This window comes from Microcoleus sp. Aus8_D2 (assembly GCF_036702665.1).
Lineage (GTDB): Bacteria > Cyanobacteriota > Cyanobacteriia > Cyanobacteriales > Microcoleaceae > Microcoleus.
This window is the reverse complement of sequence record NZ_JAUBUN010000003.1, coordinates 1-11,900: the sequence shown is the minus strand read 5'-3', so window position 1 is coordinate 11,900 and position 11,900 is coordinate 1. Positions and strand designations below refer to the sequence as shown.

The 11,900-nt window shown below is 45.5% G+C and carries 13 protein-coding genes; 7 read left to right on the top strand and 6 right to left on the bottom strand.

Annotated elements, in window-relative coordinates:
• The first annotated feature begins 257 nt into the window (after nucleotides 1–257).
• From folK to QUB64_RS03180, 4 genes are all read left to right on the top strand, one after another.
• A complete protein-coding gene (gene folK / locus QUB64_RS03195; protein ID WP_333267428.1) occupies nucleotides 258–746 on the top strand; it encodes a 2-amino-4-hydroxy-6-hydroxymethyldihydropteridine diphosphokinase in 489 nt (162 codons plus the stop codon).
• 78 nt (nucleotides 747–824) lie between these two features.
• Nucleotides 825–1,373, top strand: a complete 549-nt coding sequence (locus tag QUB64_RS03190) for an NUDIX hydrolase (RefSeq protein WP_333267426.1) — start codon at nucleotides 825–827, stop codon at nucleotides 1,371–1,373.
• A gap of 268 nt (nucleotides 1,374–1,641) precedes the next feature.
• Nucleotides 1,642–3,093, top strand: a complete 1,452-nt coding sequence (locus QUB64_RS03185) for an FAD-binding domain-containing protein (RefSeq protein WP_333267424.1) — start codon at nucleotides 1,642–1,644, stop codon at nucleotides 3,091–3,093.
• A 211-nt stretch (nucleotides 3,094–3,304) separates the two neighbouring features.
• A complete protein-coding gene (locus QUB64_RS03180) occupies nucleotides 3,305–3,952 on the top strand; it encodes a Uma2 family endonuclease (RefSeq protein WP_333267423.1) in 648 nt (215 codons plus the stop codon).
• A gap of 50 nt (nucleotides 3,953–4,002) precedes the next feature.
• Here the strand turns inward: QUB64_RS03180 and QUB64_RS03175 are convergent, their stop codons facing one another.
• On the bottom strand, nucleotides 4,003–4,452 hold the full coding sequence (locus QUB64_RS03175) for a hypothetical protein (protein WP_333267421.1): 450 nt from the start codon (nucleotides 4,450–4,452) through the stop codon (nucleotides 4,003–4,005).
• Nucleotides 4,453–4,652: 200 nt separating this feature from the next.
• Here QUB64_RS03175 and QUB64_RS03170 point away from each other — a divergent pair, with 200 nt between their 5' ends.
• Both QUB64_RS03170 and QUB64_RS03165 read left to right on the top strand, forming a co-directional pair.
• Nucleotides 4,653–4,973 carry a hypothetical protein gene (locus QUB64_RS03170; RefSeq protein WP_333267419.1) on the top strand — a complete coding sequence of 107 codons (321 nt, stop codon included), beginning with the start codon at nucleotides 4,653–4,655 and terminating at the stop codon, nucleotides 4,971–4,973.
• An 18-nt stretch (nucleotides 4,974–4,991) separates the two neighbouring features.
• Nucleotides 4,992–7,124 carry a pentapeptide repeat-containing protein gene (locus QUB64_RS03165; protein ID WP_333267417.1) on the top strand — a complete coding sequence of 711 codons (2,133 nt, stop codon included), beginning with the start codon at nucleotides 4,992–4,994 and terminating at the stop codon, nucleotides 7,122–7,124.
• A gap of 325 nt (nucleotides 7,125–7,449) precedes the next feature.
• Here QUB64_RS03165 and QUB64_RS03160 read toward each other — a convergent pair whose 3' ends face one another.
• From QUB64_RS03160 to QUB64_RS03140, 5 genes are all read right to left on the bottom strand, one after another.
• A complete protein-coding gene (locus tag QUB64_RS03160) occupies nucleotides 7,450–9,030 on the bottom strand; it encodes an FAD-dependent oxidoreductase (protein ID WP_333267414.1) in 1,581 nt (526 codons plus the stop codon).
• Nucleotides 9,031–9,073: 43 nt separating this feature from the next.
• On the bottom strand, nucleotides 9,074–9,250 hold the full coding sequence (locus tag QUB64_RS03155; protein WP_333267412.1) for a hypothetical protein: 177 nt from the start codon (nucleotides 9,248–9,250) through the stop codon (nucleotides 9,074–9,076).
• A 21-nt stretch (nucleotides 9,251–9,271) separates the two neighbouring features.
• On the bottom strand, nucleotides 9,272–10,054 hold the full coding sequence (locus QUB64_RS03150) for a Uma2 family endonuclease (RefSeq protein ID WP_333267410.1): 783 nt from the start codon (nucleotides 10,052–10,054) through the stop codon (nucleotides 9,272–9,274).
• Nucleotides 10,055–10,602: 548 nt separating this feature from the next.
• Complete coding sequence (locus QUB64_RS03145; protein ID WP_333267408.1) at nucleotides 10,603–11,232, bottom strand: TraX family protein; 630 nt, start codon at nucleotides 11,230–11,232, stop codon at nucleotides 10,603–10,605.
• On the bottom strand, nucleotides 11,229–11,480 hold the full coding sequence (locus QUB64_RS03140) for a hypothetical protein (RefSeq protein ID WP_333267406.1): 252 nt from the start codon (nucleotides 11,478–11,480) through the stop codon (nucleotides 11,229–11,231). Before QUB64_RS03140 ends, QUB64_RS03145 begins: the two co-directional genes overlap by 4 nt.
• A gap of 173 nt (nucleotides 11,481–11,653) precedes the next feature.
• Here QUB64_RS03140 and QUB64_RS03135 point away from each other — a divergent pair, with 173 nt between their 5' ends.
• Nucleotides 11,654–11,839, top strand: a complete 186-nt coding sequence (locus QUB64_RS03135; protein WP_333267404.1) for a hypothetical protein — start codon at nucleotides 11,654–11,656, stop codon at nucleotides 11,837–11,839.
• Nucleotides 11,840–11,900: the final 61 nt, after the last annotated feature.

Genomic DNA, 11,900 nt, shown 5'->3' with positions numbered 1-11,900 from the left:
ATGATAATAAATAAAAATTAACAGCCAATTAAGCTAAGATTAAAAAAATCAGGACTGACGACGCATTAAGACTCCTCGAAACCGGGTTTTTTACTCTTTCTGCGGGCAGCCTGCGAAGTATTTTCTCCAAAAACCCGGTTTCTGACGGAGCCTGCGTCCAGCAGAACTGATAATATTTTGTAGAGTCGGGTTTTGCCCCGGAAGTCAATCCGTTACATCCGTTAAAAAATCCGTTGCCGAACTTGCTTCTTCATTCAATGAAATTAACCAAATGCGCGATCGCCCTTGGCAGCAACTTAGGCGACTCCCTCGCCACGCTCCAAAGCGCGATCGCAACCCTCAACAACACGCCAAAAATCAGCGTAGAAGCCCATTCTAGCTGGTATAAAACCGCCCCCGTCGGCCCGCCCCAACCCGATTACATTAACGCCTGTGCCATCCTAGAAGTTGCGCTAGAACCACAACAATTGCTAGCAACTTTATTAGAAATTGAAATAAAATTTAATCGGATTCGCCGTGAGAAATGGGGGCCGAGAACCCTCGACCTAGATTTGCTGTTGTATGATGATTTAATCCTAGACACTCCGACACTTACTTTACCTCATCCCCGGATGAGCGAAAGAGCTTTTGTATTAGTACCTTTGGCAGAAATTGCGCCGGATTGGGTGCATCCAGTGACCAAAAGCGCGATCGACCAACTTGTGCAAAAGGTAAACTGTGCAGGAGTGCAAAAATTGCAAATGTAAAAATTGAGCAAAATTCCGGGCTGCGATCGCCTATGATGTCTTAAATCGGTGCAATCCAACTTTATTCGGTTCTCGCTTATGTCGATCGGTCAAGAACTACCCCAACTCCTCAAACAGCGCCTATTTTACAAAGGGCGCAAATTCAACTTTGACGTAGCCAGCCTCCGCCTTCCCAACGGTTCCGAAGGCGACTGGGAATGTATTCGCCACCCGGGCGGAGCACTTGCAGTTCCCGTCACCCCCGAAGGTAAACTCGTCTTGGTGCGCCAATACCGCTTCGCCGCCAAAGGGCGGATTTTAGAATTTCCCGCAGGTACAGTCGAAATCAACGAAAGCCCCGCCCAAACTATCAAACGCGAAATCGAAGAAGAAACCGGGTATCGCGCCGGAAAATGGCGAGAATTAGGCAAATTTATGCTCGCACCCGGTTATTCCGATGAAATAATTTATGCTTTTTTAGCGCAAGATTTGGTCAAACTGGAAAAGCCGCCAGAACAAGACGATGATGAAGACATGGAGACAGTTTTATTCACTCCAGAAGAATTAGAAAAAGCTATCTTAGCTGGCGAACCAATTGACGCGAAATCAATTTCTAGCTTTTTCTTAGCACGTCCATTTTTGACTTAAAACAGAGAGTCCTGGACGCACACAATCTCTCTGTAAGGTGCACGGCGCGGCGCACCCTACTTAATATATAGTAGTGAAAGCGGTAAGGTACTCCGTGCGCGCCCTACTATATATTACTCCTTCTTCCTTCTTTCTTCTTCCTTCGTGTCCTTCGCGTCTTCGCGGTTCAATCAGTAAGGTGTTCCATGCGCACCCTACTTATTATATAGTAGTAAGGTGCTTAGGGCGCACCCTACGGGGAACTGTATGAAGTTAAAATATAAAAAAAATGTCTGATTTAATTTTATTTTGGCACCGCCGCGACTTGCGTATTTCTGACAACATTGGACTAGCATCAGCGCGCCAGCAAAGCCAGAAAGTAGTCGGGATTTTTTGTCTGGATCGCAATATCCTAAATCTCGATGACGTAGCGCCAGCCCGAGTCACCTACATGATCGGTTGCTTGCAAAAACTCTCCTCACGTTACGTGGAATTAGGCAGCCAATTACTGATAATTCAAGATGACCCGATTTTAGGAATACCGAAATTAGCAACAGCGATAAATGCTAAAGCAGTGTTTTGGAACTGGGATGTAGAACCCTATGCAAAAAAACGCGATACATCCGTATCAAACGCCCTCCTAAAAGTAGGAATTCAAGTTCAAAATTTCTGGGATCAAATCCTGCACGCCCCAGATGAAATTCGCAGCGGTACAGGACAACCCTACACAGTTTATACGCCGTTTTGGAAAAAATGGAACAGCAAACCCAAAGCCCAACCAGTAGAGACGCTGCCGATAACTTATCTAGAATTAATGACGGGATTAACCGCAGAAGAACAAGATATCGCCAACCAAGCAGGTGCAATTGAAACATTGCCAAGTGCCTTGAGTTTGGGATTTATTTGGGAAAATCCATTAGTCATAGAACCCGGAGAAGATGCAGCGCGAGAAAAATTAGAAGAATTTTGCGATCGCACAATTTACGAATATCAAGAACAGCGTAATTTCCCCGCAGTTAGCGGCACATCCCAACTCAGCGCTGCCCTCAAATTTGGTGCAATAGGCATCCGCACTGTTTGGGAAGCTACCCAGATAGTAATGGACACTTGCCGCAGCGAAGAAGCGCGTACAAGCATCCGCACTTGGCAACAGGAAATAGCGTGGCGGGAATTTTACCAACACGCGATGTATAACTTCCCTGAATTAGCAGATGGGCCCTACCGTAAAGCATTCAAAGACTTTCCTTGGGAGAACGATGAAAAGCTCTTTCAAGCTTGGTGTAGGGGCAAAACTGGTTATCCAATTATCGACGCGGCAATGCGGCAGTTAAATCAGAGTGGTTGGATGCACAATCGCTGCCGCATGATAGTCGCTAGTTTCCTCACCAAAGATTTAATTATTAATTGGCAGTGGGGCGAAAAATATTTCATGCAAAAATTGATTGACGGCGACCTTTCTGCTAACAACGGCGGCTGGCAGTGGAGCGCATCGAGCGGGATGGACCCGAAACCTTTGCGAATATTTAATCCCGCCAGTCAAGCTCAAAAATTTGACCCGGAAGGGGAATATATTCGGCACTGGGTTCCAGAATTGCGCCGAGTGGATACTAAACTTTTGCTAACTGGAAATATTTCGCCTATAGAACGCCGGCTGCTTCATTATCCCGATCCAATCGTAGACCACAACGAGCAGCAGCGCAAGTTTAAGGAACTTTATAAGCAGCAAAAAATCGTTGAGTAGAAAATCGGGCGAATAGAATTCGCGCCTACACAGACACTCACGCGCCTCCGCGGGTTGAAGAAAGAAAGAAAACCGGGCGAATGGAATTAGGTTGTTTTCTTTACACCTTCTGAATTCGGACGAAATTTTTTGTAGACGCGGTTTCAACCGCCGTCTTATCTGATCTAAATCGTATTGAGTTACAATAAAATTAAAGAAATTGGAGGTTGAAATGGTAACGCTGCAATTAAGGCAAATCAGTGTGCCGCCAGGACATAGACTGTTGTTGAACGATGTCAACTGGCAGGAATTTGAGGCGATTTTAGAGGAGTTGGGAGAACACCGCGGCTCTAGAATAGCTTACAGTCAAGGAACTTTGGAGATTAGGATGCCGCTACCAGAACATGAATTTAATAAAGAAATCATTGGGGATATGGTCAAAATACTGCTGGAAGAACTTGAAATCGATCGAGAATGTTTTGGTTCGACGACTTTCAAGCGAAAAAGTATGTTACAAGGAATTGAACCGGATAACTGTTTTTACATCCAGAATTACGCTTTAATGATTGGCAAAAAGCGTATCGACTTAACTGTCGATCCGCCACCGGATTTAGCAATTGAAGTCGATTTAACTTCTAAGACTCAACTGGATGCTTACGAGGCGCTGGGAGTCCCGGAAATCTGGCGCTATGAAAATAAAAGGCTTCAGATTAATGTGCTTGAAGATGGGAAATATGTTGCAGCGGAAATGAGTCCGACATTTCCAAATCTGGCAATTATTGAAGCGATTTCTCAGTATTGCGAACAAAGTCAAACAGCGGGCACGAGTCAAACTCTCCGATTGTTTCGCAAGTGGGTTAGAGAGCAAATACAAAATTGATCGCAAATCCCCAAATTTATGACAGCAAACGCCCTAATCTCGTTGTATTGTTACTTTCGCTGTTGGGAAATAGACAGAGAGTAAGGGTGTTGACCTTGCGATCGATCGCCCACAAAAATCACATAAGTCCCCTTGTCCCCATAACCCGAAAATTCTACATTCCCCGCAGCAGCATTCGCCGGTAGGACGCAGAAACGCCCCCTCGGCCCCTGAATCATCAAACTCGGAGCTCCCGCCGTTTGTACTGCAATCCGCCAGTAAGGTAAATCCTGCGTTACTTCGATGACCTGGTTCGGCCCTTGGGCCACAAAACCGCAGTCGCCGCTATTGTTCGGGCCGCCGGAGACTCCAGAAACGCTCAGCGGTTCGCGAAATCCCGGAGCAATTTGCAGCGGTTGGCTCCGAAGGGCTCCAACATCCGCTAAAATCATTGCCAAGGCTAGGGTTACGATCGCACTAAACCACCGTTGGCCGCGATCGCCCGCACAGTGTATCTTCATATTTCCTCACACAATGGCATTTAGTCCTAGTTCTTTGACGGTAGGCCATAATTGCGGTTCCGAACACATTAATCTCAACTAAGTAAAATCTACCTAATTAAAGTAAAATACAGATCGCTAACAAGCTTGCTGTGTATGTCTTCTTCCTTCTTCGTTCTTCCGACTTCCATCGGACTTCTACTTAACTACTGAATTTTTTTATGAATCCTCAAAATAACTTCAATTGGCAGCAAGCGATCGGAGAACTAAAAGCTAAACTAGAGCGATCGCCCCTCATCCAACAAAATCCAGACAGCTATCAAGCCGTCGGCACCTTCTACAATCAATCTCTGGACAAGTTTCAAAGACTCCCCAAACCCGGGCAAGTGGCAGTCTTTGCCGTCGGAGCGATCGTTGTCCTGACAGTATTCAACAGCATAGTACAGCTAATTTCCGCGCTGATGACTCTTGCCGTTCTCGGAGTGCTAATCTACATAGCGTATAAATTGGCAATTGCTCCTGATTCCAACACTAACGATTAAAAATAGGAAATTATAAATATGGCTAGCCCAACCGCACCCGGTGGTATTAATCAACCCGATCCGTCTTGGCAAACACAATCCAAGCAAATGCCACTGCTGGTTCGCCGGTGCGGCGCCCTTGCCGTTGAAATTTCGTTAATTGCGGCCAGCGCCCTCGTTCCCTTCAGTATCGGGGCATTGGTTAACAAGGAATCTCAAACGGTGCCGCTCAATCCCTCAGTAGCAGCAGCATCCGAAAATGTCGCCCGTATTTTGGGCATCCCCGTGCGCGATCGCAATCCCAGAGTTGCACCCCTAACTAATCTATTCTGGTCGGGGGCGCTGCTGGCACCGGCAGCTTTAGCAGCGTGGCAATTGTTTTTGCTCGCCAGAACCGGTCAAACTCTCCCCAAACGCTGGTTTGGCGTCAAAGTCGTCACAGCGTCGGGCACTCCTCCGGGTTGGGCGCGAGTGCTGATTCGCGAAAGTTTGGGGCGCTGGGGAGTGCCTCTGGGCGTCGCTTACGGCATTTGGCGCTTGACTGGCGCGTTTCCGGATTTAATCATTTTAGGGGGGCTGAGCGGCTTGGCAATACTCGCAGATGGCGCTTTTGGATTGCGCTACAAGCGGCAATCTGGGCACGATCGCCTCGCGAATACTTTGGTCGTCAATGCTCGATCGCACCAACAGTCTGCCAATCCTGTCAAGAGTCAAGAATGGACTGAGGAAGACGCGCAGATTGCTGCTTTGGTTTTGACTCCAGAAACCCAGATGAAAGAAGATCCCAGTCTGTGGAATTGGATTCGCCAACATCCAGGCACAACTTTAGTAATAGTTACTATTGGCAGCGCGGGATTGATTTTAAGTTTGTTTGTTGGCACTCTGATCTACACTCAAAGTCAAGCAAATTTGCGGGATTCCCGTCAGCGGAATGACGAATTATTTGTAGCTTTAGTGAGCAAATTGTCTCCGACTTCGGCTAACGGAACATCGGGGAGGCGATCGGCAATTTTGGCTTTGGGGGCGGTGGAAGACTCCCGCGCCGTACCGCTGTTAGCGGATTTGCTGGCTCAAGAAGAAAGCCGCGCCATGCTGGACGCGATCCAGCAAGCTTTAGTTAGTACCGGGCCGAAAGCTTTACCTGACTTGCAGCGGTTGAACCAAGCTCTCACCAACGACCTCGAATCCCTGCGCTACGGGGGGAAGGCCCCGGAACGGGAGTTAGCCGCCACCCGTCTGCGAACAGTGCAAAGGGCGACCGGCAAAATTCTCACAGTGTATAGCAGCCAGCTCAACGGCGCAGATCTCAGCCGCACAGATTTAGGTCAAAGTCCTGCCGGCCCCGGTCAGTTTACTTTAGTATTAGACAAAGTTGACTTGTCAGGAATTAAGCTGAGAAAAACCAATTTAACCAATGCCAGCTTGCAGGGAATTCGCTTTTACGGCACCGGCGAAGACAGGCGTCCGGGTACCTTTGACGATTGGATTTCCGACTTAAGCGAAGCTAATTTTGAAGGAGCAAATTTAACCGGAGCATCTTTGAACAGTGCTGTAATGAACCGCACTACTTTTGTGCGCGCTGTCCTGAACAAAGCTAATTTGTCAAACGGAATTTTGAATGGAGCTAATCTTAGCAACAGTCTTTTAATTGGGGCTTCTTTGCAGCAAGCAATGTTAAAAGATGCAAGCTTTACCGGGGCAGATATCGGCAGCGCGAATTTTTATGGAGCGAATTTAGAAAGTGCGCGTTTGGGCAAAGTCAAGGCTCAAGGCACCCAATTGTCCTTGACGAATTTGTCTAAATCGGAATGGCAAGGTGCTGACTTGTCCGGTGCTGATTTGAGCGGCGCCAACTTACAAAATGCCGATTTGAGTTCGGCTAAACTCGCCAACGCGAATTTAAAAGATGCTCGGTTGCAAGATGCTAATTTGCGGAATGCGGACGTGAGTTCGGTTGATTTTAGGGGCGCGAATTTAGCGGGAGCAAATTTTCAAGGCGCTGTGTTTCTGGGTAAGGCGGCTTCGGAGCAATTTATTCAAAGTCCGCCCGGTAGCAAATCAGGTCGATTCCAAGGTGTTAATTTTGCCGAGGCTAAGAATTTAGATCAAAGTCAAATTGCTTACATTTGTTTGCAGGGCGGGACTCATCCGAAGTGCCCGCCAAAAAATTAAGACTTGGTTCGATCGTTCGGGATTGAATATCGTAGGGTGTGGAGCCATTTTTAATCTCTAGCATTCAATCGTAAATCTCATGTATCCGCACCTTACACATGAGTAGAGCAAGCAAGCCCAAAAATTAGATAAATTTAAAAAATCCTTGCTACAATACTCTTAGTTGAGGAAAGTTTGCTCAACTATTATCCCTGGTGCGTCGCTCAATTTTCTGTCTTTTTTTTGGTACGAGGGATAGCGACACACCCTAACACCCTACCAATTACTATAGTTCTCACTACGAACCTGGATGCGGACGCTCAGTCCTCAGGAGCGAACCTGGATATTACGCAATAGCATCTGCACCTACAAGAGTCTCGAATTGAGCCAATAGCGTTCCATCAGCATTGTTTGCAACTCCAAAAATTTTAGGTAACTGACCTGTTTCAACAAGAACTTGTCTCACTTCTCCGTTAGATACATCGGCTAGATTTTTGTTATTTAGAATGGCATTAATGGCAGCGATACCGACACCTTGACCAACCGCAGCATTGAATTCAACAATTCTGCCTGCTGAAGAGGCCAACCCTTCAAATCCAGAACAGGGACTGACCACTGCCAGGTTAGGAACGTTTTTAATTAATGCGTGGCGGATGCCAATATTGAAGGTAGGCTTTTGAAAAGTCAGACTTTTCAACCACCCTCGACTGTTTGCTTTCTCGGCAATACCGGAGATGCCTCCGCGTACATCAAAATGATAGCTAAATGTTGCCAGGGCCTCCGCCGCAGGTACGCCACCAAGCAGCATTTGTGCGCCGGTTAAAGGTTCTACAACTCCCGTCACATTGCCGGCGTGTCTGATATAAAGTTCTGAGGCATAAGTAACAGCAGTAGCCCCCAAACTCCTCAGCCAAGTTGCCACAAATAACATCTCTCTTTGCATATTAGCCGTGGGTTTGCTCCCGCTTCTCGCTAAGGCTTCTGCTTCGCTGGCGGTGACTGCAAATAACAGTGCATTCCACGAAAGTCTTTCATCTGGAAGTATTGCTATATTTCCATTATCTAAAATTATGCCTGTTTCAGGAAAAGATAGCTTTCTTCCTCTAAAGGAGTGATAAGCTACAGACAGAGCCGACGAGCGAACATCCATGTAATCGTTGCCCGCCCACAGAGTTTTGAGATTGCCTCTGGTGTCGATCATTTCCAACCGCAGTTCTTCTGCTAGTTTGGCATCCTTGCCGGCAGCGTACAGCAAAAAAAATTGACTCTCTGAATCGGCAAGGTTTGTGAAGCGTTTGAGATAAATGTAATCGAGTTCTTTCAGTCTTCTTGCACTGAGTCCTTGGGTTTGAAAAACGAGGGTGACAGGAAGTTCTGAGTTAGGCAGACCAAATGTTTCAAATCCCTTCAGTTTTCTCACACCTGCCGCTTGAGCTAATTCGGCATTGACAGTGGCATCAATAAATTGCTTTCCGGCATAAACTATGCCTTTAGAGGTGGTTATGCTGGCAATTTTTTGGCCTTCTTTATTGACTGATTGAATTTCTACTTGGCTGAGGAGATCGACCCCTGCTTGTAACAGCATTTCTTTCAGCGCTGCACTGGCTTTGCGGGAGTCAAGTGCGATCGCAGTGACACCGGATTTTTGCAGGAACTCTTTATAGATTGCCGTCGGTGAACCAAAGGTATCTAAATTTAAAGATTGTTGAAGTTCTTGACTGATCTGACTTCTATCTAAATAAGCAAGGCCGCCTCTTACCAAATGCCCGCCAATGCCTTCCTGCAAGCTTCCTTTAGACATCAGCAAAACTCGCGGATAACGCTTTGTCCGGCGACGATATTCTCGGGCAGCCGAGATAACTGCTAGAACTCCTGGAACTTCATCACCAAAGCCAATGACATCGTAAGAACGCAGATTCGTGACCATTATTTAATAACCTCTCCCGATCGCCATTTTGTCGATCTGCATCTCAATTTTTGCCATCAAACTCTCTGTCTGTTCCAAATAAGGCCGCATCTTTCCTGATTTTTTTGATTGCTATTGACACATTCCACGACGCAGCCACCGGGTTTTTTCCGAAGATTCTTGCTTGGGGGCGATCGATCTGGGTAGAAAAACCGGGCCGATCGCCCGCAGGCTGCGTCATTCTGGCACTCTTTCCTCTCAATTAGCTTATATTATCAGGATCTATCCCCAACTCGCGCAATCGTTCAGCTAGTTGATCGGCACGCTGGGCTTCCTGTTGGGCGCGCTGGGCTTCCTGTTGGGCGCGCTGGGCTTCCTGTTGGGCACGCTGGGCTTCCTGTTGGGCACGCTGGAATTCCTGTTGCAGACGTTGCGCTGATTCCTTCACCTGTTCTTCAGGAGTCAGATAGCGTTTTCCATCGGCATCATACCAATACAACCACTCCCTTGTCACGCCAGAATAATTGCCCCTTTCACAGCCAATTCCCAAACCAATTTCTGGCATCCAAACTAGATTTCCTGGCTGTAACTCATAGGAACCATTGACTAACTTATATACTTGAAAACGGGGCTCGTAACGGCGACTGGAAAAATAAACTACGTAATAAAGTATGCCTAAATTCTTATATTTTTCCCACTTTACGGTGTATTTTTGGTGATAACTAGCTGAAAGCAATTCGAGGACAAAACTTGGTATGACATTTTCATCCTCTAACAGGTAATTGGAACGTAAATTTTCATCATAAAACCGTTCTATATCTAAACTAAAGAACGCATCTGGCACGATTGCCTGTTGGTCTGAGTCATCATAAATACCCATATGTATGCCCAAAAACCCGTCCATGCGTTCTGCCCAAAGTATGAGCAATATTGCTTTTAGCAATCCTGGAATTAATTCTTTCAGTTCGTTATCCGCAGGTGCTTGATATATGTTTAGTTCTTCTTCTGCTGAGGGGCAGTGCGTCGGCAAGTTGTAATTTAACATGGCGGTTTTCCGCGAAACTCATTAATATTATAGCATTTAGTTGTTTAGCTATAATTTTGAATTTTGTGAAGATTTTGAAGAACCGCGAAGGCGCGAAGGACGCGAAGGAAGAGAAGGAAGAAGATGGGCGATATTGAGTTATTTAATCTGAAATAATTTTTGTAAAATATCGGGTGAGAGTTGCGCGATCGACTAAACTATGTCTAACCAGTCGGTTCTAATGGGGAACAGCCGTTAGAGGAAAGGGGGAAAGTTCGGTGCAAGTCCGGCGCTGTCCCGCAACTGTAATGAATCCCCAGTGTTATATTTGGTTTGTGGCGAACTGGAGCAGCACCAGCGCTGGGGTAAAACTTCGTGAAAGTTTGTGTAAGAACTAGCCACATTATTTGGCGTATCTGGTGATGGTACCGCTTAAGCGCGGCCAGGGCGAATTGTGAAACATCGATTCAACCGATATAGGGCCTCTGTGGGTTTCTACCTCCAAGTTCGATTCTTGGGAACGCCTTTTAGAATATTAAATTGCAGGCTGCTGTTATTGTCTATGATGGCTAGATAATTGCTTGCAGTGCTGCCAATCCTGCGATGTGTATTGGATAAAAGTAATAAAAAAATCTTTTTTCGATCGCGTTTGGCTTGCGATCGAGTTTTGGGTCGTGATAGGTAAGTATCAATGGTGTTAGCACGGCAAATATTTGATACCACCATCCGATGGTGATAGTGTAAATTATGTTTGTTATGCTCCACCCAAACCACCACAGCTTGCTTCCTTTTTCTTTTAGGCTTACCATCATTAGCGTGCAAATTATTGCATAATAACCGTAGCTTGTATTTAAAATTTGTGCTGCAATTAAGCTGATTGCTAGCGTTAAAATTTTGCGAGCGGATTTTCGGATGTATTGAAAAGTTATTGCAATGGCAACGAAACTAAACATTATATTTAATCGAAATGCGTTAAATAGCAGTACGTATGGAACTTGTGAAATTATTCCGAACAGCAACAGTCTTGTTACTAAGGCTTTTTTTTCTCCCGGTCTTTCCCAGTTGCGTGCAAAAATCCATGCAAATAGTGGGAAGCTTAGCCTTCCGATAATTCGCAGCGGTTCTGCTTCGATTAAAAATCCTACATGGTCGATTACCATCAGGATTGTTGCCAGCCACTTGATTTGACTTTGGTTCATGCTCTTAATTGCTCCTGAAATGTGGCTAATTTAAATTTTCCTGCGTCTGAAATTGCATATACTCTAATTTTTCCTTTCCAGCCTGCGATAATTAGATGTTGCGATTTCATTCTTCTTAAGCGTTGGTATATATCTCTTTCGCAAATATTGATATTTATTGATTTGAGTGCTCCTTGTATCTCTTTAATGTTCTTGTCGTAAGTTTTTTCAGCTAAAATTTTTAGTAAAAGTATGTTAACTGTATTCATCTTTGTTAAGTTGTAAAGTTTAATGATTATTTTAGATGTATTTTTGTTAAAATGCAACTTTAAATATTTGTGAAGATGGTAACGAAAAGAATACGTGATATTACTGTTGTTTAATAACTTTAATTTGTTGATCTTAAATTTATCTATCTGATTGAGGCGTTTGAGGGATTTTTATGATAATTGACTCAATTTTTGCATTGGCAATTGCTACGGCAGCATCTCCGTCTATGCCGCCACTTCCGCCGATTTCTGCTTCAATTCCCAAACCTCCTGTGGTGACTCCACAGCCTAGCCCTCAGCCCGGACAGACTTGGGAGCAGAAAATGCTTGAGAAGTACAATCAAAGGAAAAGATCCTAATGGCAATAACTAACGACGGCCGCCAACTTTTAGACAGAATACTTTCTGTCGCTCAATCTCC

What these genes read in the sequence shown, in the direction of transcription:
- QUB64_RS03145 (WP_333267408.1), bottom strand. Translation starts at nt 11,232, where the DNA reads ATGAACCAAAGTCAAATCAAGTGGCTGGCAACAATCCTGATGGTAATC.
- QUB64_RS03140 (WP_333267406.1), bottom strand. Translation starts at nt 11,480, where the DNA reads ATGAATACAGTTAACATACTTTTACTAAAAATTTTAGCTGAAAAAACT.
- QUB64_RS03180 (WP_333267423.1), top strand. Translation starts at nt 3,305, where the DNA reads ATGGTAACGCTGCAATTAAGGCAAATCAGTGTGCCGCCAGGACATAGA.
- QUB64_RS03155 (WP_333267412.1), bottom strand. Translation starts at nt 9,250, where the DNA reads ATGACGCAGCCTGCGGGCGATCGGCCCGGTTTTTCTACCCAGATCGAT.
- QUB64_RS03165 (WP_333267417.1), top strand. Translation starts at nt 4,992, where the DNA reads ATGGCTAGCCCAACCGCACCCGGTGGTATTAATCAACCCGATCCGTCT.
- QUB64_RS03190 (WP_333267426.1), top strand. Translation starts at nt 825, where the DNA reads ATGTCGATCGGTCAAGAACTACCCCAACTCCTCAAACAGCGCCTATTT.
- QUB64_RS03175 (WP_333267421.1), bottom strand. Translation starts at nt 4,452, where the DNA reads ATGAAGATACACTGTGCGGGCGATCGCGGCCAACGGTGGTTTAGTGCG.
- QUB64_RS03185 (WP_333267424.1), top strand. Translation starts at nt 1,642, where the DNA reads ATGTCTGATTTAATTTTATTTTGGCACCGCCGCGACTTGCGTATTTCT.
- QUB64_RS03135 (WP_333267404.1), top strand. Translation starts at nt 11,654, where the DNA reads ATGATAATTGACTCAATTTTTGCATTGGCAATTGCTACGGCAGCATCT.
- folK (WP_333267428.1), top strand. Translation starts at nt 258, where the DNA reads ATGAAATTAACCAAATGCGCGATCGCCCTTGGCAGCAACTTAGGCGAC.
- QUB64_RS03160 (WP_333267414.1), bottom strand. Translation starts at nt 9,030, where the DNA reads ATGGTCACGAATCTGCGTTCTTACGATGTCATTGGCTTTGGTGATGAA.
- QUB64_RS03150 (WP_333267410.1), bottom strand. Translation starts at nt 10,054, where the DNA reads ATGTTAAATTACAACTTGCCGACGCACTGCCCCTCAGCAGAAGAAGAA.
- QUB64_RS03170 (WP_333267419.1), top strand. Translation starts at nt 4,653, where the DNA reads ATGAATCCTCAAAATAACTTCAATTGGCAGCAAGCGATCGGAGAACTA.